This is a genomic window from Muricauda sp. SCSIO 64092 (assembly GCF_023016285.1).
Lineage (GTDB): Bacteria > Bacteroidota > Bacteroidia > Flavobacteriales > Flavobacteriaceae > Croceivirga.
Genome location: NZ_CP095413.1, coordinates 4168652 through 4193835, shown reverse-complemented (window position 1 = coordinate 4193835; position 25184 = coordinate 4168652). Strand labels below are relative to the sequence as shown.

8 protein-coding genes and 1 pseudogene are annotated in these 25184 nt (G+C 41.4%); 4 read left to right on the top strand and 5 right to left on the bottom strand.

Going from position 1 to position 25184, the window contains the following annotated elements; all coding sequences use genetic code 11:
- Nucleotides 1-52: 52 nt before the first annotated feature.
- The 3 genes and pseudogenes from L0P88_RS17565 to L0P88_RS17560 all read right to left on the bottom strand — a co-directional run.
- Nucleotides 53-2053: pseudogene (locus L0P88_RS17565) on the bottom strand (non-ribosomal peptide synthetase); the annotation flags it as partial.
- Entirely contained in the window at nt 1968-2780 is an 813-nt protein-coding gene (locus L0P88_RS24000) for a condensation domain-containing protein (protein ID WP_281499691.1), read from the bottom strand. The gene L0P88_RS24000 and the pseudogene L0P88_RS17565, both read right to left, overlap by 86 nt.
- Nucleotides 2720-18880 carry an amino acid adenylation domain-containing protein gene (locus tag L0P88_RS17560; protein ID WP_409557690.1) on the bottom strand — a complete coding sequence of 5387 codons (16161 nt, stop codon included), beginning with the start codon at nt 18878-18880 and terminating at the stop codon, nt 2720-2722. The genes L0P88_RS24000 and L0P88_RS17560 overlap by 61 nt, the downstream gene beginning before the upstream one ends.
- Nucleotides 18881-19168: 288 nt before the next feature.
- Here L0P88_RS17560 and L0P88_RS17555 point away from each other — a divergent pair, with 288 nt between their 5' ends.
- The gene (locus L0P88_RS17555) at nt 19169-19816 is read left to right on the top strand and encodes a porin family protein (RefSeq protein ID WP_247134891.1); all 648 of its coding nucleotides are present in this window, start codon (nt 19169-19171) and stop codon (nt 19814-19816) included.
- Between the two features lie 351 nt (nt 19817-20167).
- Here the strand turns inward: L0P88_RS17555 and L0P88_RS17550 are convergent, their stop codons facing one another.
- Both L0P88_RS17550 and L0P88_RS17545 read right to left on the bottom strand, forming a co-directional pair.
- A complete protein-coding gene (locus tag L0P88_RS17550; RefSeq protein ID WP_247131213.1) occupies nt 20168-21505 on the bottom strand; it encodes a restriction endonuclease subunit S in 1338 nt (445 codons plus the stop codon).
- A gap of 8 nt (nt 21506-21513) precedes the next feature.
- A complete protein-coding gene (locus L0P88_RS17545) occupies nt 21514-23181 on the bottom strand; it encodes an N-6 DNA methylase (protein WP_247131212.1) in 1668 nt (555 codons plus the stop codon).
- 105 nt (nt 23182-23286) lie between these two features.
- Here L0P88_RS17545 and L0P88_RS17540 point away from each other — a divergent pair, with 105 nt between their 5' ends.
- The 3 genes from L0P88_RS17540 (at nt 23287) to L0P88_RS17530 (ending at nt 24807) form a co-directional block, all read left to right on the top strand.
- Complete coding sequence (locus L0P88_RS17540; RefSeq protein ID WP_247131211.1) at nt 23287-23964, top strand: 4'-phosphopantetheinyl transferase family protein; 678 nt, start codon at nt 23287-23289, stop codon at nt 23962-23964.
- A 272-nt stretch (nt 23965-24236) separates the two neighbouring features.
- Complete coding sequence (locus tag L0P88_RS17535; protein WP_247131210.1) at nt 24237-24497, top strand: hypothetical protein; 261 nt, start codon at nt 24237-24239, stop codon at nt 24495-24497.
- Nucleotides 24484-24807, top strand: coding sequence for an ImmA/IrrE family metallo-endopeptidase (locus L0P88_RS17530; RefSeq protein ID WP_247131209.1), 324 nt, complete (start codon nt 24484-24486; stop codon nt 24805-24807). The genes L0P88_RS17535 and L0P88_RS17530 overlap by 14 nt, the downstream gene beginning before the upstream one ends.
- The last annotated feature ends 377 nt before the right edge of the window (nt 24808-25184 follow it).

Genomic DNA, 25184 nt, shown 5'->3' with positions numbered 1-25184 from the left:
GCGAGGACTGGTCGGGCAAGGGAAGGGAAGCACGGTCTATCTTTCCATTGGCGGTCAAGGGCATACCATCCAGTTCCACCCATATCGTGGGCACCATATAATCCGGTAGTTGCTGCTTCAAGCTTTTCTGCAGTTCCGTACGGTCCAGGTCCCCGTCGGCCACAACGTACCCCACCAACCGTTTGGAACCGTTCTCGTCGGTATGGACCACGACACAGCTGGAGCCGATCTGCCCCTGTTGTGAAAGGACGCTCTCGATCTCCCCGAGTTCGATGCGGTAGCCACGGATCTTTACCTGGTGGTCGGCCCGTCCGATGAACTCTATGTTGCCGTCGGGCAGCCAGCGTGCCAGGTCACCGGTTCGGTACATAAGGTCGCCCTCGATGCCGCTGAAGGGGTTGGGGACGAACTTCGAGGCGGTCAGGTCCGGACGGTTGAGATAGCCCCTGGACAGACCGGAACCGGAGATACACAGCTCCCCGACTATGCCGATCGGGCACAGGGCCGTGTCCTCCGATACGATGTACAGGCGGGTGTTTGATATGGGTTTGCCGATGGTTGATAGTCCATTGGATAGTATCGGATTCTCCGACATGGAAGTCCCTATGGTATTCTCCGTGGGACCATAAAAGTTCACTATACGGATGCCCTGAGATTGAAAGTGCTTGGTTACAGGGATGTTTAACGATTCTCCGGCGGAAATAATCGTCCGCAGTGAGGGAACTTGCATATCTTTCAGTAATACCTGATAAGAAGGCGGTAAAGTCACTACATCGACCTTATGGGTATTCATAAGATCAACGGCCCGGGTGGTGGACAACAATTCTTCTTTGGTCGGAACAATAAGCGAGGCACCCGTTAGAAGGGTGGTAAATAGCTCTGAACAGGAGGCATCAAATCCAAAGGAGGCAAATTGCAATACACTGCTCTCTGCAGTGACATTGAATATCGCTATCTGGGAAACTACCAGGTTGCGTATACTGTGATGCTCGATCATGACGCCTTTTGGCTGCCCTGTCGACCCGCTGGTGTAGATGACATAAGCGAGGTTTTCCTGGGAGGGGCCTGTGGAGAGCTTGCGGGTTGACTGCTGGGATATCGTCCCCCAATCCCTGTCGAGGAGCACGGTACGGTGGTCCAGATCGGGCACGTTTTCGATGCTCCCGCTGGAGCTTAGCAACAATCTGATCTGTGAATCCTCGAGCATATAACCGATGCGCTGGGAAGGATAGTCTGGATCCATGGGCACATAGGCCCCGCCCGACTTCAGTATCCCCAATATCCCAATTACCATCTCCAGGGAACGCTCTATACATATCCCCACCAATGCCTCCGGGCCAGAACCCTGCCCTTTTAGGTAACGCGCCAACTGGTTCGAACGGCGGTCGAGCTCACGGTATGTAAGGGTCCGGTCCTGGTAGACCAGGGCCACATGCTCCGGTGTGGAGCGGGCCTGCTCCTCAAAAAGATCAACTAATGTCTTCTCTGAGTCGTAAACAACCTCGGGGCCCTGGAAGTCCTCCAGTACCGTGGTCAGCTCCTCAGAGGTGAGCATAGGGATACTTCCCACAGACCGGTCCAGATCTAAAACGATACCCTCCAATAGCCCACGGTAATGCGAGGCCATACGCTCCATGGTGGAACGATCAAATAAAGAGCTGCGGTATTCGATGTTCATCGCAATACCGGTATCCAATTCGGTGGCGGTAAGGGTGATATCAAATTTCGAAGTATGTTCGGTTATATCTTTGAATTCTAGTGATAGCCCTTCCATCTCAAGCCCTGCTTCATCCGCAGCATGCTGTAATGCAAAGGCAACCTGGAACAGGGGGCTTGTTGCCATGTCCCTTGTCTTGACGGTACGGTCGACGACCTTCTCAAAAGGTGCATGCTGATGGTCATAGGCCGATAAGGTGGTCTGCCTTAACTGGGAGAGGAAGGAACGGAAACTAGACTTGCCACTCACATCACTGCGAAGTGCCAAAGTATTGACAAAGAACCCTATGAGCCCCTCGAGTTCCTGTTGTGTCCTGTTGGCAACGGACGTCCCCACACATATATCGTTCTGTCCGCTGTACCGGATACAACAGTACCTTGAAGGCCGCCAACAAAAACATGAACAGGGTAACGCCCTCTTCCTGGCAACGGCCATGGATCGAAGCGCTCAAATCGGGGGGCAGTTCAAAGGACAGGCTGCCACCGGAACTATCTACCTGCGGGCTACGGGGACGATCCGTCGGTAAGGTCAAAACTGAAACGTCCTTAAGATGGCCCTCCCAATAGGACAGCTGTTCTTCTAAAAACGAACCGCTTATGTGCTCCCGTTGCCATAGGGCATAATCCGAATACTGGATCCCAAGCGCGGGGAGCCCGTGCGGAAGCCCGGACTTCTTTGAACCGTATAGTGCCACGAACTCATTGATGAGTATGGCGTTGGACCAGCCATCACTTGCTATGTGGTGGAAGGCCCCGGCCAAAATATGTTCCGCTTCACCCAACCTGTACAGTCCCACCCGTAACATATAGTCCTTGGAAAGGTCAAAGGCCCTTGAAAGGAACAGGCTGAGATAGCCCTCTACATCCGAGCGCTCCACGGCATCATAATACTCCAAGGCCCAGTCCTCCGATGGGAGGACCTCTTGGTGGCCCACGCCCTCATCCGATAGGATAACGGTGCGCAACACCTCGTGGCGGGAGACTATCTCCCGTAAAGAATCTGCTAACAAGGTGCGATCCAATGTGCCTTCCAAGCGCAGGACAAAGGGAATGTGATATTCCAAACTGCCCTGTAACTGGTCGATGAACCACAAACGCTCCTGGCTGTAGGACAATGGGACCCTGTCCATACCCGAACGGTCATAGGGGACAATGGAGGGCAACAATACCCCTGTGGAATGCCCCGATATATGGCCCCCCAACTCTGAAATGGTAGGGTGTACAAAAACATCCCTGATGGCCAGGTCCACGTCCATCTGGCGGCGGACCATCGATACCATACCAGTCGCGTTGCCAGTAGGGAATGTCCCCCCAGTTCGAAGAAATTGTCCAGGACACCGATGCGGTCTACGCCCAACAGCTCCTGCCAAATAGCGGCCAGGGACTCCTCCGTCTCGGTCCGGGGACCGACATAGGCCCGGGTTGAGAGCGAGGACTGGTCGGGCAAGGGAAGGGAAGCACGGTCTATCTTTCCATTGGCGGTCAAGGGCATACCATCCAGTTCCACCCATATCGTGGGCACCATATAATCCGGTAGTTGCTGCTTCAAGCTTTTCTGCAGTTCCGTACGGTCCAGGTCCCCGTCGGCCACAACGTACCCCACCAACCGTTTGGAACCGTTCTCGTCGGTATGGACCACGACACAGCTGGAGCCGATCTGCCCCTGTTGTGAAAGGACGCTCTCGATCTCCCCGAGTTCGATGCGGTAGCCACGGATCTTTACCTGGTGGTCGGCCCGTCCGATGAACTCTATGTTGCCGTCGGGCAGCCAGCGTGCCAGGTCACCGGTTCGGTACATAAGGTCGCCCTCGATGCCGCTGAAGGGGTTGGGGACGAACTTCGAGGCGGTCAGGTCCGGACGGTTGAGATAGCCCCTGGACAGACCGGAACCGGAGATACACAGCTCCCCGACTATGCCGATCGGGCACAGGGCCGTGTCCTCCGATACGATGTACAGGCGGGTGTTTGATATGGGTTTGCCGATGGTTGATAGTCCATTGGATAGTATCGGATTCTCCGACATGGAAGTCCCTATGGTATTCTCCGTGGGACCATAAAAGTTCACTATACGGATGCCCTGAGATTGAAAGTGCTTGGTTACAGGGATGTTTAACGATTCTCCGGCGGAAATAATCGTCCGCAGTGAGGGAACTTGCATATCTTTCAGTAATACCTGATAAGAAGGCGGTAAAGTCACTACATCGACCTTATGGGTATTCATAAGATCAACGGCCCGGGTGGTGGACAACAATTCTTCTTTGGTCGGAACAATAAGCGAGGCACCCGTTAGAAGGGTGGTAAATAGCTCTGAACAGGAGGCATCAAATCCAAAGGAGGCAAATTGCAATACACTGCTCTCTGCAGTGACATTGAATATCGCTATCTGGGAAACTACCAGGTTGCGTATACTGTGATGCTCGATCATGACGCCTTTTGGCTGCCCTGTCGACCCGCTGGTGTAGATGACATAAGCGAGGTTTTCCTGGGAGGGGCCTGTGGAGAGCTTGCGGGTTGACTGCTGGGATATCGTCCCCCAATCCCTGTCGAGGAGCACGGTACGGTGGTCCAGATCGGGCACGTTTTCGATGCTCCCGCTGGAGCTTAGCAACAATCTGATCTGTGAATCCTCGAGCATATAACCGATGCGCTGGGAAGGATAGTCTGGATCCATGGGCACATAGGCCCCGCCCGACTTCAGTATCCCCAATATCCCAATTACCATCTCCAGGGAACGCTCTATACATATCCCCACCAATGCCTCCGGGCCAGAACCCTGCCCTTTTAGGTAACGCGCCAACTGGTTCGAACGGCGGTCGAGCTCACGGTATGTAAGGGTCCGGTCCTGGTAGACCAGGGCCACGTTCTCCGGAGTGGAGCGGGCCTGCTCCTCAAAAAGATCAACTAATGTCTTCTCTGAGTCGTAAACAACCTCGGGCCCCTGGAAAGCTTCCAGTACCGTGGCCAGCTCCTGGGAGGTGAGCATAGGGATACTGCCCACAGACCGGTCCAGGTCCAGAACGATACCCTCCAGTAGCTCGCGGTAATGCGAGGCCATACGCTCCATGGTGGAACGGTCGAATAAAGAGCTACGGTATTCGATTACCAGTTGAAGATTCTCCGCTGTCTCATTTACATTAAATGCTATATCTATTTTAGCAATACCATCGTGATTCTCCATAAGGTTTATGGAAAGCCCTTCCATGACGATTTCACGTTCCTCCGGTGTATTCTGTAGCACAAACATCACCTGGAACAGGGGGCTTGTTGCCATGTCCCTTGTCTTGACGGTACGGTCGACGATCTTTTCGAAGGGTGCGTGCTGGTGTTCGTACGCATCCAATGTTGTCCGTTTGACCTGTGAGAGGAAGGAACGGAAAGCTGTGTTCCCCGAGACATCACTGCGAAGGGCCAAAGTATTGACGAAGAACCCTATGAGCCCCTCGAGTTCCTGTTGTGTCCTGTTGGCAACGGACGTCCCCACACATATATCGTTCTGTCCGCTGTACCGGTACAACAGTACCTTGAAGGCCGCCAACAAAAACATGAACAGGGTAACGCCCTCTTCCTGGCAGCGGCCACGGATCGAAGCACTCAGGTCCGGGGGCAGTTCAAAGGACAGACTGCCACCGGAACTGTCCACCTGCGGGCTACGGGGACGATCCGTCGGTAAGGTCAAAACTGAAACATCCTTGAGATGGGCCTCCCAATAGGACAGCTGTTCTTCTAAAAACGAACCGCTTATGTGCTCCCGTTGCCATAGGGCATAATCCGAATACTGGATCCCAAGCGCGGGGAGCCCGTGCGGAAGCCCGGACTTCTTTGAACCGTATAGTGCCACGAACTCATTGATGAGTATGGCGTTGGACCAGCCATCACTTGCTATGTGGTGGAAGGCCCCGGCCAAAATATGTTCCGCTTCACCCAACCTGTACAGTCCCACCCGTAACATATAGTCCTTGGAAAGGTCAAAGGCCCTTGAAAGGAACAGGCTGAGATAGCCCTCTACATCCGAGCGCTCCACGGCATCATAATACTCCAAGGCCCAGTCCTCCGATGGGAGGACCTCTTGGTGGCCCACGCCCTCATCCGATAGGATAACGGTGCGCAACACCTCGTGGCGGGAGACTATCTCCCGTAAAGAATCTGCTAACAAGGTGCGATCCAATGTGCCTTCCAAGCGCAGGACAAAGGGAATGTGATATTCCAAACTGCCCTGTAACTGGTCGATGAACCACAAACGCTCCTGGCTGTAGGACAATGGGACCCTGTCCATACCCGAACGGTCATAGGGGACAATGGAGGGCAACAATACCCCTGTGGAATGCCCCGATATATGGCCCCCCAACTCTGAAATGGTAGGGTGTACAAAAACATCCCTGATGGCCAGGTCCACGTCCATCTGGCGGCGGACCATCGATACCAGTCGCGTTGCCAGTAGGGAATGTCCCCCCAGTTCGAAGAAATTGTCCAGGACACCGATGCGGTCTACGCCCAACAGCTCCTGCCAAATAGCGGCCAGGGACTCCTCCGTCTCGGTCCGGGGACCGACATAGGCCCGGGTTGAGAGCGAGGACTGGTCGGGCAAGGGAAGGGAAGCACGGTCTATCTTTCCGTTGGCGGTCAAGGGCATACCATCCAGTTCCACCCATATCGTGGGCACCATATAATCCGGTAGTTGCTGCTTCAAGCTTTTCTGCAGTTCCGTACGGTCCAGGTCCCCGTCGGCCACAACGTACCCCACCAACCGTTTGGAACCGTTCTCGTCGGTATGGACCAGAACACAACTTGAACTGATTTGATCTTCCTGGGATAAAACACTCTCGATCTCGCCCAGTTCGATGCGGTAGCCGCGTATCTTTACCTGGTGGTCGGCCCGTCCGATGAACTCTATGTTGCCGTTGGGCAGCCAGCGTGCCAGGTCACCGGTTCGGTACATAAGGTCGCCCTCGATGCCGCTGAAGGGGTTGGGGACGAACTTCGAGGCGGTCAGGTCCGGACGGTTCAGATAGCCCCTGGACAGACCGGAACCGGAGATACACAGCTCCCCGACTATGCCGATCGGGCACAGGACCGTGTCCTCCGATACGATGTACAGGCGGGTGTTCGATATGGGCTTGCCGATAGCCGTAAAGTTGACCTCCTCACCACTGTTTGGAGCTTTCCAAGAGGTTACCTCTATAGAAGCCTCGGTAGGACCATACAAATTATCCAATCGCTTATCTGGAAATTTGTCCTTAAAAGCTTTGACATGCCCAATTTGTAAAGCTTCACCACTACATAGTACTCTCTTTAAAGATTCACAATCTCCAATCGTAATTTCTGAAAGGAATTCTACAAGAACCGATGGGACAAAATGAATTGTAGTAATCTCATGCTCTTCAATCACCTCTTTTAAATATCTCATGGAATTTTGCCCGTCAGGCCCGACCAAAACCAATTTCGCGCCTTGAATTAATGGCCACATAATTTCCCAAAAAGAAACATCAAATGAAAAAGTGGTCTTCTGAAGAACTACATCAGTATGAGAGAAGGAAGTATAATGTGCATTAGCCCATAATAAACGATTCAGCAAGCCTTTGTGCTCAACCATAACCCCTTTGGGTTGCCCGGTTGATCCACTGGTGTAGATCACATAGGCCAGGTTATCCGATGAAGACTTCCGGGACAACTTGCGGGTTGACTCTTCCGATATCAACGCCCAATCCCTGTCCAGAAGTACCGTACGCTGACCCAAATCAGGGACACTGCCTATACTCCCACTGGAGCTTAGCAATAACTCGATCTGTGCATCCTCGAGCATATAACCGATGCGCTGTGAGGGATAGTCTGGATCCATGGGCACATAGGCCCCGCCCGACTTCAGTATCCCCAATATCCCAATTACCATCTCCAGGGAACGCCCTATGCATATGCCCACCAACACCTCCGGGCCAGAACCCTGCCCTTTTAGGTAACGCGCCAACTGGTTCGAACGGCGGTCGAGCTCACGGTATGTAAGGGTCCGGTCCTGGTAGACCAGGGCCACATGCTCCGGTGTGGAGCGGGCCTGCTGCTCAAAAAGAGCAACTAATGTCTTCTCTGAGTCGTAAACAACCTCGGGGCCCTGGAAGTCTTCTAGTAATAAAGCCAACTCCTGGCTCCCCAAGATGGAGAGGTCCTTTAAGGAGGTCTTCTCATTAGAAGTAACTATCTTTTCTAAAACATTCTCAAAGTGATTTCTAATCATTTGAATTACTGCTGACTCTAACAAGTAGCCATCATACAGAAATTCAATAACCCAATTTGTTGCTATTGATACCTTAATCGTTAACGGATAATTGGTATGTTCTTCGGGCTCAACAACTCTAGCCTCAAATGTCTTATCAGCACTGGAGAAAATATCAGGTATCGGGTAATTCTCAAAAACAATAATATTATCAAACAAGCCTTCGGCAGAATGCGGTAAAACTAAGTTTTGTATTCTTGAAAGACCAGTATACTGAAATTCCCGACATTCTGAATGCCCTAATTGGATGGATGACAGCCATTCCTTAATCGATAGGTCTAGCTTTATGGTCACAACTAATGGCAGCGTATTTATATATAACCCAACCCTTTGTTCGATATTTGGAATGCCTGAAGGACGCCCTGACACAGTAACTCCAAAAACAACATCCGATGTCTGCTTGTACTTAGCTATCAAATAAGACCATGTTCCCTGCACCAAGGTGCTCATGGTAATTTGATTCTTTTTAGTGTACCGTTCAATTTTTTTTGTAAGATCTCTACTGATTTCCCACCTTAAATTGCTTCTTCCCTTATAATCATTTTGTAAAGTTTCATTGAAGTTGTAGAAAGGAAGTTTACAAGGTGTGGTAATATTTCTCAGATAATCCTGCCAAAAAGTTTCATCCTTTACTTGATCCCTACTATTTAAATAATCAATGAATTCTTTATACGAATCAACTGATGTGATAGAGGATTCTAGACCTTTAGAAAACTTATCGTACGCCTCTATAAATTTCTTAAGAACTAAGGCCAGAGACCATCCATCTATGATTAAATGATGATGGGTAAGGACCATAGAGTAAGACAATTTTCCCGTTCTTATGAGGCCAATTCTCATTAACGGAGCTTTCTCCATTTCAAAACCTAGTTCTCTATCGTTTTCTAGAAAAGCAGCTAGCTTTTTATCAACATCAACTTGTAGTTCTGAGCTATAATCAAAGTACGCGAACGGCATTTCTGTATGATTCGCTACATATTGCAATGGTGCAACAGAGTTTTGAAACAAAAATCCACTACGCAAAGCACTGTGGCTTTTTAAAATATGATTCCAGGAAGCCTTCACTGCTTCCACCTCTAGTTCTCCGACCAGATCTATTCGCAACTGCTCTAAATAGACGTCCGAAAATTTACTGTAAAGACTGTGAAATAAGATGCCCTCCTGTAGGGGACTCAAACGATAAGTTGAGCTTGGCGAGAAAGTGTCAAGTAGTTTTTCTTCTAGCAAAAAGCCCCGTAATTCATCTAACTGACTTTCGGTAACTTCTTTTGGAAGATTAAAATCAGAAAGGGTGAAATTCCTTTCAGCTTGGCTTGCACAGTGTTCAATAAGGGCATTAAGGTGAGTCTTGAAGTTGTTGGAAAGGCGCTTAATCGTATCAGCTTTGTAATTCAAGCTTGAATAATTCCAAACAAAATTTAAACTGCCTTCACTTATTTCTGCCTCGATTTCAAGTTTGTTCCCAAAGGGTATTCTTTCATCAAAATGTGAATCGAAAATTGCCTTTCTCAGATTTAATTTTCCTTGTCCGTCCAGGACATTGTCTATTCTACCAATGTAATTAAAGGCTATATCCCATTTAACATCCCGCAGTTTGGATCTTGTAGCCTCCGATGAATTTAGATATCTCAAAGCCATAAAACCAAGTCCTTTGTTAGGAATACCTCTCAACTCATCTTTCACACGCCTGATTGCGCTTCCGAGATCAGAGCTACTTAAAGCGTTCAATCTGACAGGATACAAATTTGTAAACCACCCTACCGTCCTGCTTATATCCAAGGAATCTGTTTGTAGGTCCCTACCATGTCCTTCTAAACCAATAAGTACATGTTTTTGAGAAGTCCATTCAGTAATGGTAAGGGTTAAGGCACTTAATAGAATTTCTTCGACCTCTGCTCCATAGGCAGAATGAGCCACCTTAGTGAGAAGTGAAGTAGTATCTTGGCTAAAACGACATTTCTCTTTTTGGAGATTTTCCCATTTTGAAGGCATTAAGGGTAAATCTAGTGGCAAGCTATAGTAACTTTCGGCTAGTGACTGCCAATAGTTAAGCTCGTCAATCACATATTGGCTATTGGCATATTTGGTCAATTCTATTACCCATTGCCGGTAAGAACTTCCCTTTTGTTCCTTAGGTATATTGTCAATACCGTTCCAAGTTTCTAGCAGGTCTACAAAGTCTTCGAGTAAAATTTTCCATGAAACCACGTCAATTAAGAGGTGATGAGCAACAAGTAGTAAGTGGTTTTCTGAATCTTCACTTGCAGCATTCAAAATTGTCGCCTGGAACAGTGGCCCTTTATCCAAAGACTCCGCCTGTCCAAAGGAAGCGATAAAAGCTTCCGCCTTTTTTATAGGGTCTTCTGTCTTTCGAAGATTTATCTCATTTAATGGCAGCTCGGTGATTGATGAATATTCTTGTTTCCATATGCCATCAATATTACGGTAATTAAACCTAAGAGCATCATGAAAGGAATAGATCTGCCTTATCATATCCTTAATTACAGTAGAAGAAACTTCCTTACTTATTGGTAGTAGGACAGACTGATTGTATGATGAACCCGCAATGTATTCATTGTCAAAATACCAAAGTTGAATAGGAGATAATGGGCTTTTTCCACTAAGGATTCCCTGTTCTCCAACTGTAATTAGACGTTCCTTATTAAGTGAATCTGACAAGGAAGCAATGGTTTGAAAGTTAAAGAGGTCTCTCGGAGTAATTTGATACCCCTGTTTTTTAAGGCGCCCTGCCACCTGAATGGCGATTATAGAATCTCCTCCTAATTGGAAAAAATTGTCATGTATCCCTATTCTTTCAACACCTAAAAGCTCTTTCCAAATCAAGGCAATCTCCTTGTCGCCATCATTTCTTGGTCCTTGAAATGACTTAGAGGAGACCAATGAACTCGTGGGATCTGGTAAAGCATCGTAATTGACCTTGCCAGTTAACCCTAAAGGCATTTTATCCAAAGAAACCCAAATTGAGGGAAGCATATAATGTGGAAGTTTCGCTTTTAGAATTTCCTGAAGCTTCTTTATTTCTTCATTACTGCCTTCCACGTATCCTACTAGCCTAGCCTCATCTTTGGCATTCTTTCGAAGGTCAACACAAAAGTTAGTAATCGCGGAACTTTTTAATGAAATTTTTTCAATTTCCTCTAGTTCAATCCGATACCCATTAATTTTAATCTGCCTGTCTTTTCTACCTATGAATTCAATGGTGCCATCGGCTCGCCAACGTGCTAAATCTCCTGTTTGGTAAAGATGTTTATCTCTTAGGTCCTCAAACGGATTTATAACAAAGTTCTTACTAGTAAGTTTCACATTGTTTAAATACCCTCTGGCAACACCGGCTCCAGAAATACAGAGTTCACCAATGACCCCGGTTGGCAGAAGGTTGAACTCCCTATTGACTATAAAAACATTGGTATTTGGCAGTGGTTTACCAATAATGTTGTCGTTGAAGTCTTTTACATTTTCATAGACGATACAGTCTATTGTAGTCTCAGTGGGGCCATAATGATTATTTAGTTTTGTTTTAGGAAGCTTTTTTTGGAATTGAGTCAATAAATTGGCCGTTAATGATTCTCCTCCAACGCAAACTTTGGAAAGCTTCAATTTCTCGGCTTGTTCCGTATCAAGAACAGCCAAAACACTGGAAAAGAAGCTCGGCGTGCCTTGAAGGGTTGTAACTTCTTCCTTAATTAATAGGGATACCAAAGATTCCGGATTATGGATGGTTTCCATTGAAGGAATCGCAAGCTTCCCTCCTGCAACCAAAGTGATAAATATTTCCAGTAGGGAAACATCAAAAGCAAAACTGGTAACCAGGCAGCTATTGAGTAGACTTTCTTTGTTCAGCAAAGCTCTTTCCGAAACAATTTTGTCTAAAAGACTGCGATGCTCAATCATGACGCCTTTGGGTTGTCCGGTCGACCCACTGGTGAATATGACATATGCGAGGTTTTCCTGGGAGGGCCCTGAGGAGAGCTTACGGGCGGACCGCTGGGATATGGTTTCCCAATCCCTGTCGAGGAGCACGGTACGGTGGTCCAGATCGGGAACGTTTTCGATGCTCCCACTGGAGCTCAGCAACAATTCGATCTGTGCGTCCTCCAGTATATAACCAATGCGCTGTGAGGGATAGTCGGGGTCGATGGGCACGTAGGCCCCTCCCGACTTGAGTATCCCCAGGATGCCGATGACCATCTCCAGTGAGCGCTCAATGCATATGCCCACCAATGCTTCCTGGCCTGCGCCGAGCTGTTTCAGGTGTCGGGCCAACTGGTTCGAACGGCGGTCGAGCTCACGGTACGTAAGGGTCTGTTCTTGATAAACCAGGGCCACGTTCTCCGGAGTGGAGCGTGCCTGTTGTTCAAAGAGGTCGACCAGTGTCTTCTCTGAATCGTAGGCAACCTCGGGTCCCTGGAAAGCTTTTAAATCAAGTATCTTGTCTTCGGATAATAGAGTGATGTCCTTAAGGGTGGATAGCTCTTTATCAGTGACTGAATCAATAATGTTGAGATAGCTTTCTAGTAAATTATGAGCGTCTTCAGAACTTAAAATTGCTTCGGAATACTCTAGATTAAAAACTAGCTCTCCTTCATACTCAATTACGTTAAGTGTGATATCAAAATCAGTATATAAGGCCTTATGCTGTTGAAAAGAGGTTTTCAGGCCAATCATTTCGAAATCTCCAACTCCAACATCGAAGTTAAAGACCACATTTATAAGGTCATTCGCCGGTTTTCCCTCTCGCTTCATGAGCTCCAAAAAAGATGAATATGGATAACTCTGATTGTCATAAGCATTCAGAAACTGCTTCTTTATTCGCTCAAAAAATTCCAGAACAGCCATACTCGGCTCATATTCCGAAAGAAGTGGCATCAAATGGGAAAAGTAACCTACGGTTTTGTGATTTTCAGCCAATGGCCTTCCGGCAACAGGCGTTCCTATAACCATTTCTTTAAGGGCAGTGATCTTGAAAAGAAGAACTTCAAAGCAAGACAGTAAAGTAATGTAGGTGGTAAAACCCTTATCGCTACTCCATTCCTTAATTTTGAGACTTCTTTTCTTTGTCCCGTGCATAGTCTCCGACCCCGCCGTCCTTCTTTGGGTCCTTGGAAAAGGAAGTTTTATACTAAGAGGTTTCGTTAGAAAGGTTTTCAAAAAGTACTTTTCACTTTCTTTCCAAGATTCTGTCGCTGTTTGATCGGTTAGCCAGTTCCCATAATTTGAAAAAGGTACTTTATGCAATTCTGTGTGCCTTTTATTTGACATCAGATGATTATAGTTTGATGCTAACTCCTGGACTAGAAGAACACATGACCAGCCGTCAACGACTATATGAGGTAATGATATGATAAGGCAATATTCGTCCTCAGGTTTTTTTAATCCATGGAAACGAATTAGGGGACCTTCTGTAAGTTTAAAACTTTGTTTTAAACTAGATTCTATAAGTTCAGCGAGGGTTTTCTCAACTTCTTTTTGATTAAGAAGACTTACGTCTATCTCATTGATCTTGGGAAGGTCAAAACTGTTTGAATAGATTAATTTCTCGCCGTCCTCTGAAATTTTGCCAAACAATAAGGGATTGTCTGAAAGCATCTGATTCACGGCAAATTGCAGAGCAGGAAAATTCAATGTCCCTCTGATGTGAAGACTAAAACAAAGAATGTACCCTAAGGACATCTCAGGATCAACTTGGTCTAAACGGAAAAGTTGTTTTTGAGACAATATTAGAGGTAATTCGAATTGTTTATTTGCGATAATTGTTTCTTCTTGTTTATCATGCGTATCCGAATAGTGTGATTGCCTATTATCCAAAAGTGGTACAAGTGTCTTGTTTTCTTTGTGGCTAACTTTAATCGCTTCGGCACGAACGAAACCTGTAATTGCCTCTAAATTGGTCAAATCCTCATAAAGTCTCCTATTGGGAATTTTGATTTTGTATTCGTTTTCCACATCGCCTATAATCTCCATAAATGCCAAGGAATCTGCACCAAGTTCAATCAGGTTGACGGTTGACATCACTTCGTTTTCATCTATCTCGAGAATTTCGGCTGTTATTTGTCGTAATCGGCGTTCTATTGATTCAATTGAAAGGATATTTAGATTTTGATCATCTATTGGTTCTGAAATGGTTTCTTTTTGAGACGAGAACTGGTTTGGAACATATTTTATCCAATATTTTTCCCTTTGAAAAGGATAGGTTGGGCAGGGAACTTTTTTAGCCTTCTTTTTCTGGTAGAATGAATTCCAATCAATTGAACCTCCTTTATCATACCATTTTGAAAGACCTAAGAGAATTTGCTTGTTTTCGTTAACCTTCCTTTTCATAGATGGAATCCATAAATATTCAGAAGATTTTTTAAGAACTCTTTGTCCCAAAGAGGAAAGTACAGGTTGAGGTCCTATTTCTATAAAAGAATTGATGCCAGCTTTTTCCATGCACAGAAGACCATCCTCAAAATTTACGGTACTAATAATGTGTTTAAGCCAATAATCTGGATTACTCATTTCCAAGTTTACCTCGCTGCCAGAAACTGTGCTGATTATTTTTAGATTTGGTTTCTTATAGCTAATCTTTTTCAGAATTTCTTTAAATGGTTTTAGCATTGGCTTCATCAACGGTGAATGAAATCCGTGGGAAACTTTTAAATCTCGACATTTGATATTTTTTGCCTCCAGAATTTTTTTGATTGAAAGGACCGTTAAATGATCTCCAGAAAGGACAACATGTTTTGGGCCATTTATGGCCGCAATTGCAATTTTATCATGCTTATCAGAAATCAATTTTTCAACATTCTTTGGAGTAGCTTCAATTGATAGCATAGTTCCTTTCTCTTTCAAATCCTGCATAAACTGCCCTCTCATTGCAATTAATAACAAGGCGTCTTTCAAAGAAAAAACCCCAGCAATACAAGCAGCAGTAACCTCCCCTATACTATGACCTAATAAGGCATGGGGATTGACTCCCCAACTGCTCCAAAGTCGGTATAGTGCGTATCCAATACTAAAAAGTGCTGGTTGAGTAATTGCAGTTCTGTCCAGTTCACAATTGTCTTTAATTGAAACCTCAGAAAACATAATGGGTCTTATATCTAACCCAATGAATTCTTGAAGTATTTCTGAACATTTGTCTATTGATTTCCTGAAAACGGGTTCCTCTGCGTATAGTTGACTTCCCATTCCCAAATATTGGGACCCTTGTCCAGTGAACAAAAATGCTGGCTTTAGCTGATTATGGTTGTTTAAGGACTTGATAGAAAATGCCAGCTTATCTAAAGCGGAAACCAATTCTTTTTTGTTTTTTGAAACAATAGAAATTCTTTGAGAGTAATGATTTCTTGTTGTGGCAAGACTGAAAGCAAAATCATCCAAGCTTACATTACCTTCCTTTTGTAAGAGTGCTGTGTTTTTAAGACAAAGTGCTTGCAATGCCCCCTTATCATAGGCAGAAATTGGAAAAATATTAAATCTTTCAGTAGCCTTCTGTGTTTTATTTTCACTCCTATTTATATAGGGACTTTCTTCAAGAATAACGTGGGAATTGACCCCGCCAAAACCGAAAGAGCTCACACCAGCCCGTCGTTTCTGTCCCAATTCACTATACCATGGAGTTAGTTTATCGGCAACCTTGACTGAAATATCCTTCCAATGGATATAATTATTTGGATTATTAAAATGTAGTTGCTTAGGAATTAAATTATGATTCATGCAAAGAACAGCCTTAATTAAACCGGCAATACCTGCAGCCGATTCCAAATGGCCAATATTGGCCTTCACTGATCCTACAATCAAAGGTTTATTAACATATCTATTTGCTCCATAAGTTTGATTAAGAGCTTCTACTTCTATTGGGTCTCCCAAAGTTGTTCCAGTCCCATGAGATTCCACATAACTTATATTGTGGGGTTCCAGATTCGCCCTTTTGAGTGCCGAGAGAATTACTTTTTGCTGTAATAATCCATTTGGTGCAGTTAATCCATTACTTTTTCCATCTTGGTTTACAGCAGACCCCCTTATTACAGCATGTACTTTGTCACCATCTTGAATTGCTTTAGATAAGGGTTTGAGTAATACCAGTCCCGACCCTTCACTTCTCACATATCCATCTGCGGAATCGTCAAAGGTTTTACATCTCCCATCACCTGCCATCATTCCAGCATTGGATAAAGCCAATGTAGTTTCAGGCGTCAATATCAAGTTTACCCCTCCAGCAATTGCCATATGGCATTCGCCGGTTTGGATACTTTGTATTGCCGTGTGGACCGAAACTAAAGAAGACGAGCAAGCAGTATCTAAAGTTAGACTGGGGCCTGTAAAATCAAAAAAATAGGATATTCTGTTTGCAAGCACACTTAGCGATGTTCCAGTACTCGCATAAATATCGTGTGAGCCTGATGCATTAATTAGTTCTCTATAATTGCTTTGCATTGCACCAATAAACACACCGATGTTGGCGCCCTTTAATCGAGAACTAGCAAATCCAGCCCTTTCAATCAATTCATTGCAGAGTTCAAGGAGAATCCTTTGTTGCGGGTCCATGTTCCTGGCTTCTCTTGGGGAAATATCAAAGAATTCAGCATCAAAATCTTCTATATTTTCCAAATAACCACCCCAACTGTTAGTTCTTCCAGTTATCCAATCGTTTGCGATTCCGGTTAATTTTATGCGATTTTTTGGTAGAGGGCTTATACAATCGATACCTTCCTTAATATTACTCCAGAATTCTTCAAGGTTATTTGCTTTAGGAAATCGACATGCCATACCAATTATCGCAATATCTTCAGTGTTCAGTTGGATTTTCGTGTTTGGTTCATCTTGAATGGTGGTTCTTTTATCACTTACCAAATACGATGTCAGTTCAGAGATAGTTGGATAATTAAATATTATTGTAGGGGATATATTTCTTCCTAAAAAATCGGATAACATGGATGTTAGTCTGATACTTTGAATGGAATTCAATCCTAGCTCAGCGAAAAGTCTATCAGGGGTAATTTCCTCTCTAGGAGTATCTAATACTTCCGCAATGTTATTTGTTATCCAGTTAAGTATTTCGTTTTCGGTAGTCGAAACTTCTTTTTTTTGATACTCAGTTTTGTTTGAAGCTATTATTGAATCGGTATCATTCTTTTTAGGAGAAATTCGTTCTAGGACTCCCTCTAAATTCCCCGACTCGTAAGAAAATTTCATTGATAACCTCCGTATCTTTCCACTTGACGTTTTCGGTATACGGCCGGGGCTAATAAGGATTAATTCATAAATTGATAAAAAGTGATTTTGAAAAACTGAATCGAAAATAGCTTTGGAAACTTCTCTTGAGTTGAAAGTTCTTAAACTGGTCCTCTTTACTTCTTGTGCAACAATTAACTTTTCATTGCCACCTATATTTATGCTAAATACTGCACCTGAGTTTTTTTGTAAATCTTTGTGGGAGTTTTGAATAGTTCTTTCCAAATCTTGCGGAAAATAATTCACGCCATTGAAAATCATCATTTCTTTGAGACGTCCTGATATATATAGTCTTTCGTTATATATGAAACCAAAATCTCCCGTTCTTAAAAAAGGACCTTCTACATTTTTCTCATTGGATATTGGGAATTGAATGAAATTTTTAAAAGTTTCTTCGGAAGACTTGTTCTTATTCCAATATCCAAGTGTTACACTAGGACCTTTCACCCAAATCTCTCCAACTTCATTCTTTTCTGATTTGCTTTGGGTCTCAGGATTAACGATATTCACTTCTACGCCTTTTAAAACCCTTCCACTGTCCAATAACCTAACTGTGTCTACTTCTTGGTTACCAGCTATTTCAATTTTCCCTAAACCCAATTTTTTTTTGTCCAATATGATTGAGGACTCTAGATTTTTGATTTTGGTGCCACTTATAATCAATGTCGATTCGGCAGTACCGTAGCATGGTAGTATTCTTAAATTTTGAAGTCCAAATTTCTTAAATCGTTCGATAAACCTTTCCACCGTCACAGGGTTAATTGGCTCTGAACCATTGTAAGCTAATTCCCAGGTGCTTAAGTCTAAATCAGCAATTTCTTCATCCTTAATTGAATTTAAACATAGGTCATACGCAAAATTTGCACCGCCAGTTGCAGTTGCCTTAAACTTGTTTATTGCCTTAAACCAACGGATTGGTTTTTGCACAAAAGAAATTGGAGGCATTATTATTAATTCAAAGCCGACGTATAATGCTTGTGTTACATTACCTATTAGTCCCATGTCATGATATAGGGGGAGCCAATTTACTCCTATTGTATCCTTTGTGTTTCCAAAGCATTTTTCAATCAACCGATTGTTATGCATTAGGTTTCCATGAGTAACCATGACACCTTTTGGATTGCCTGTAGAACCGGATGTATATTGTAGGAATGCTATATCATTTTGATGAATTTTAGGTAAATTAAATTGTATGTTATTCTCTATTTCTTCATATATCAACCATTCGATATCCGAAAGTGATGATGTTTTTTTTCTGACAACAGTCTTCTCGTAAATCTTCTTTGTTGATAAGATTAATTTTGGCTCACAATCCTCAATAATTCGTTCAACTCTTTCCAAATTTCGTCTTCCAGTTGGCGGTATCGCAGGGACTGCAATTACACCAGCAAATAAACATCCAATAAAAGCATCGATAAATTCTAAACCAGAGTCATATAGAAGTAGCACACGGTCGCCAGGCTTAGTTAAAGAGAGTAAATTAGAAGATATTACTAAAGCCCTATCCGTTAAATCCTTTATGGTTCTCGTATCTTTTTCAAATTCTCCATCTTCTAAAAACCTAAATACAATTTTCTCTGGATTGGTTTTAGAAAACAAGAATATTTTTTCTATAATCGTATCGAGTTTATTTCTTTTTTTAGTGTCAAGTCCTGGAGGCATTAATGTGCAGTAGGTTAATGGTTGTACTTAATGTTGGGGTCAAATTAAGAAAAAGATGTATTAATGCATCAGTTTATAATAATTAATTAACAGAAAAATCTTACTATGTTAATATGGTCAAAAGAATCGAAAATTAATAGATCGATTAAAAGAAAATACTTTTATATGTTGAAAATAGTTTATGGGTATACTAAATCTATCAAGAAAATGTTATTGTTATAATTAAACTATGTTTTGAATAGCAAAATCTATTTTTTATTTCTGACTCTTTTTTTTTTAAGTAAGTCCATGTTTTGCCAGTTTAATAAAGACGCGATTATTAATCTTCAGAATTACGACAAGCCTTTTTTAAATTATGGTTACTCTTTAGGGTTTAATCAATATGATTTCCAATTTGAATATAAAAATGACATTGGCCAGGATATTTTGGTCAATACTACTTTTGGCTTTAACGTCGGTTTAATTGGAGAAATGAGAGTGAACAAATTTTTAGATGTAAGGTTTGAACCCAATTTGCTTTACACACAAAGAACTTTAGGTTTTCCTGGTTTTGATAATGAAAATGATGCGTTAAGAGAGATTAGATCTACGTACATTAATTTTCCTTTGATACTGAAGATAAGTACTTTGAGATTTGGGAACTGGAAACCATTTATAAGTGGGGGGGTATACACTGCCATAAATTTGGGGAGCAAGGAGGATAGTTTGGAAGATAATTCCAGTGGTACTTTTAGAATGAGAAAAAGCGTGAACGGTTATGAACTTGGATTTGGAATTGAGTTTTACACTGAATATTTCAAATTTACACCCACAATACGCGGGGTTTTTGCTTTAACGAATGAAATTATTCCCGACGAAGATCCTAATAGCCCATGGACAGGTAATATCGAGGCTATGAGAACTAGAGGAGTTTTTATAAGTTTTATTTTTGAATAATCTACCTTTTTAGGTTCCCTTAAGGGCTCGTCTCAAATTTCTACTATAAAATTCCCACTTTATTGACTTATGAACTAGATTTGATGATATAGCAAATAATATATCAACGTGTGGTTTAGTTTATTCAAAAAGAAGGAAAACCTTAAAAGTAGTCTGGTCAAACGTCATTTAGATAACTTGAACACAGTAGATGCAACCATCATCTTAAATCTTTGGAAAAGAAACTATTTTGAGGAGCAAATAACCGCACTTCTTAACTGTAAAAAATTTGACTTTGTCGACATCAGAGAAAAAGTAATTGAGCATCATATTCAAGATAATGGATGGCAACCGCTAAACTGGTAATTCCTATTATAACCTTCTGTCTAACCTACCATAGGACAAAATCTCATTGTTCATTTCTCTTGAATACTCCTCTAAAAGCTCTATTTGCTTTCTTAAAAGAAAGATATGGCGTTCATTTTTTTTGTTTTCAAAATTTAGCAGAAAAGTTATTCGTCTTTGCTCCTCTAGATGTGGTAAGGGAACCTTTAAGTTTTTTATGATTTCTTTGGTAATGTTTAATAGACTCCCTCCACGAGAAAGATTTGTTAAATAGTCTCTTTGGGTTTTCATCCAGTAAAAAATATATTCAATATCCACTTTATCTGATTCAGCAATTACGCAACATGATTGGCTTATACATGATTCAACCGACAAAATGCCAACTTTCCCAATAGTAGTTCCGGTAAGCCCAATAACCAACGAATTTTTGGGGTACAACCTTAATTCTGGATAATCATTGAGAGCCATCTTGGTAATTTTCTTCATACTGCCTTTTATCCAATCATCGTTCAAATCTCCTGCGGTAATCCAAGGTATATTACCATTCTCATAATATTTGGTGGACTTTGTGTTAGGTGTTATTCCTACCCGGATTGTTTTGAAAAGATATCCTAAGCGAATAAGATTCCAAGTTTTGGATTGATTTTGATTACATATATTCTTTCTTTGCTCGAAACCCTTGTTTTGTTTGTAGGTTTCCTGAAATGACATGTAAATTAAAGTTCTGATTTTTTCATATTGAAGGGAAACTAATCTCTTTTTTTTGGTAATCAAACATTCATAACTTTCAATATTTTTGGTTAAATGATACAATATTTTGATTTGTTCATTTATTGGTGGAACAGGAACAATTAACGACTTTATAGTCTCTGAATTTAACCCTTGGATTATAGAACCGCGACTACCCGATTCAAGTTGGTACTTCAAAAGTCTGCTATGATTAATCGTTTTTTCGAAAAATTCAGTCAATATTAATTTCTGATTCAATCGAATACGGAGAATATTGTTCCCAAATATCCCTCTATCAATATTTTGCGGAACTTTTCTAATGATAGGGTCGTAAGCGACTATGTTCATTAACAAGTCGCCAGGTTCCACTTCATATTTTTTTAGTTTTTTGGAGCAGGTTTTTTCTATCCATTTATCCGTAATTCCAAAGTCATTTTTTAAAACGTTTACTTGACTATATACTTTGAGGTAGTCATCATTTTTTTTTTGGTTCGAACGTATGGTTTTTCCAGATATTCCATTACGGATTCCGTCCTTCCCTCCTTTTAACAAATATCTTAGTTGTACATAGCGCCAATGTTTTGGCATTTTATCCAAAATATTGAGTAAATACTGCTCTTTAGGAATAAGACTCATTTACGAAATTAAAAAACTGAGAGGTTATCAATTTCCTTTTGAAGTGCTGAAAGATCCTTATTGATTTCTGTGAGTGTTCTTAATGGTTTTGGATTGAAGAAATATTTTGTGAAAGGGATTTCATAACCTATGCTTATTTTATCTTCATCAATCCAAGCATCAGGAAAATGAGGATGTATATGTTTTTCTAAATGCTCCTTGGGGTCTCTATTTAATGGAATATTTTCAGTGTCTCTCAAATTGATGTCTGGTTTTGGATTTCCTTTTTTATTCAAAACTATCTGACCATTTTTTCTTTGGGGTCTTTCAACGGTTATTTTTTTATATCCAAATGCGCTATTGTTTACAATTTTTGAATATTCGTTCTCCGAGTACGACTTATAAACATCTACAATTCTTGTAATATGTGAGCTATCTAATCGGTTTCTCTTATTGCCAATAGTTTTGCTCATTTTTACAAAAAATGTAGATGCATTTATCAATTGAACACTGCCTTTTCTTCTAGTCTCTTTTTTATTAGATAGAATCCATAAATAGGTAGTGATTCCCGTACTGTAGAAAAGCCAATTGGGCAATGCCACTATTGAATCTAAGTAGTCGTTTTCTAAAATCCATTGTCGAATTGAATTTTCATTTTTCTTAGGACTAGGTCTTCCTGCAAAAAGTGGAGACCCATTGAATATTATAGCCATCCTTGAACCCTCCTTCTTCATTTTTGACATAATGTTCATTAAGAAAAGTAGCGATGCATCTTTTACTGAAGGAAGACCTGGTCCATAACGTCCAGAAAATCCTTGTAGTTGATGCTCTTCCTTAACTAATGGTTCGATTTTTTTCCATTGCATTCCATATGGAGGATTGGTAATGAAATAGTCAAACTCATTTTTGAAAAAGTTATCACCTTTTGATGTGGTCAAATCAGGATTTAACAAACTATTTCCTAGTACAACGTTGTCTGAACAAGTGCCTTTCAATAACATTGCAGCTTTGCAAAAGGCATATGACTCAGCATTTATTTCTTGGCCAAAAAGACTGATATTGATAGATGAGTTTAAAGATTTGAAATAGTCATGAGCCATAAGAAGGGTATTTCCCGTGCCAGAACAACAATCAAATACACTCTTTTCGATGTTTTTTTTGGCAATGGTTTTATCTTCACACACTAAAAGTTTTAGCATTAATGAAATAACTTCCTCTGGGGTGTAGTATTCACCATGAAGATCACCGCTTAAAAATGATGTTTTTCTATTTACTTCCTCAAGAAGTGTACTCATTTGTTCGGAAGAAATAGTTTTTGGACTTAAATCCAAGTTGCATAAATTTTGGAGCACGATAAAAAGTAGTCTTGATTGTTGTAATCGATTTATTTGATTAATAAGATTAAAATTATTTAGGATATCTTCTGTTATTCCAGAAAACCCTTTCAGGTAGTCCAATAGCAATCTAAAACACTTATCTTTATTTTTAACTATTAAGGCCAAATCTAAATCAGTCGAGTTTTCTATTTGAGAATAAGTGGTCTGTTTTAATTGTTTTTTTTCTTGAAGAATACAATCGAATCTTCTTAATATGACAAACGGAATAATAACTTTTCTATATTCGTCTTTTCTAAAATCCCCTCTTAAGATGTTGGCTATTTTCCAAATGAAACCTAAAAGTATATCTGTATCTTTCATAATTTGAGTTGCTTTATTGCGCTGAAATTATACGTAAAGTTTTTTTCATTTTAATGGCGATGGGATACTTCATTTTTGAATTGGATTAATAGTAAAATTTGAATAATGACCGATATTTTTATCACTGATCTTAATGAATATAATATTCCCAATCAAAATTTAACAAATTCAATTTCAAAAGAATTTTACAACTCAATTTACAAAAGGCCAATTGATATTCTGTCTTCATCGCTAGGAAGAGGACTGTTATCTTATGGTCTAAAGAAAATATATAAAATTGATGTAGATTTAAAAAGTTTAGTATTTAACAAATATGGCAGGCCTAGATTACCCGGCCTCAGCGATACTCTAGATTTTAACATTTCGCATTCTGGTCAATTTGTCGTCTGCGCAATTTCAGATTCTATACCTGTTGGAATAGATATTGAAAAGATAAAGAAAATTGAAATTGACAGTTTTAAGAGTTATATGACTGCGCAGGAATATAGAAATATCATTTATTCTGAAAAAAGTCAAGAAGAATTTTTTGGTTATTGGACAAAAAAAGAGGCTGTTTTAAAAGCAATTGGTCGAGGTCTCAGTATGAATTTAAATGGATTTGAAATAATGGGAAATGAAACCAGTGTGGAAGGAGAAAAATACTATTTCAAAGAAATTCCTATTCACCAGTGTTATAAAAGCCATCTGGCCATAAAGAAAAATATAAACGTCAGAAAAATTAATACTGTCAGGATTAAAATTGAGGAGTTGATGAGGCAATTTCTGCCTTTGGAAAAAAGATAGTTTTAATAGTACCGATTCAAAGAAATTGACTCGAAACTACCACCCAAAAATAGGAGATGAGACAACCCTTCGGGAGTTTTTAAGTTACGCCCTTAAAGTCGATTGCAATGTTCATCTTTCTCGGAAGTCTGGCAAGAGTCTAACTCCGTCTACTTTAACACATTATTTTACATATCCTTTCTGGGTGAACTGGTATTAAATCCAAAGGGTTCGGTCACCGAAGGTAAGTACTTGTAGACCAAATTTTGTTTGCAAATTCAAATTATCATATAATGCTATGGCCAAATGGTCATTGCTATATAGCACAAGAAAGCAATCTATTACTAATTGAGAAAATTGTTGAGAAATTTCAAGCTGCCATTGATAAAAATTTAGATAAGCCTATTGCAACATTGATGAACTTAGTGGAATCAAAGCAAATGTCTGTACAGTTCAGAAACTTAGATAAGTTGACGGCAGATGAAATAAAAGAAATTATCAAAGGAAAAAAATTGGTTGATTTGATGGATGAATTAGATAATGAAGAATTATAAATATTATAAAGGTTCTGCCGCTGCCAGAGACGTATTAGAGCAAAATGGCTTCGATAGTTTACTGGACTTTCCGTTAGAATTATTTGCCAGTGGTCTTGGGGCTACGGTAATCAAAAAACCATTATTGAATTCAGATGGAAGAATAATCTTTGGTAAAAAGCATACAATAATTGAAATCAATGAGAATATTGAATTTGAACAAAAAAAGCGTTTTACCCTTGCCCACGAAATTGGGCATTTCATACTTTTAGCAAAAGAAAAGCTCATCGAGTACAATGAGCTTAAAGGCTCTTTTCAAGTGTCAGATTAACCACAACTGTCAGGTTAAGTAGTGGCTAGTACAACTAATGCCAAGTACTTTATTTTACAAAAAACAAAAAGGCAAAAAATTCTCTCCTCAATTACTTAGAGATTTGGCTTCCTTTTTCAAAAGGAGCATAACATAGATTGCTTTCAAATATTTTGACTTAGGAGACCATCCTATTTGCCTTTTTCATTCGCATAATAAAACAGTTAGTTATTGGAAATGGCCCAAGGGCTATCCACATTTTATTATCGATAGAACAAAACTTGAACCACCTGAAGACTCAGTTGCCATGGAATTTTTTGAGAAACGAAAGATTTATTCCAAGGCTCAATCAAAACAGCAGATATGGAAATCTACCTGGTTTGATTTAAAAAATTGGG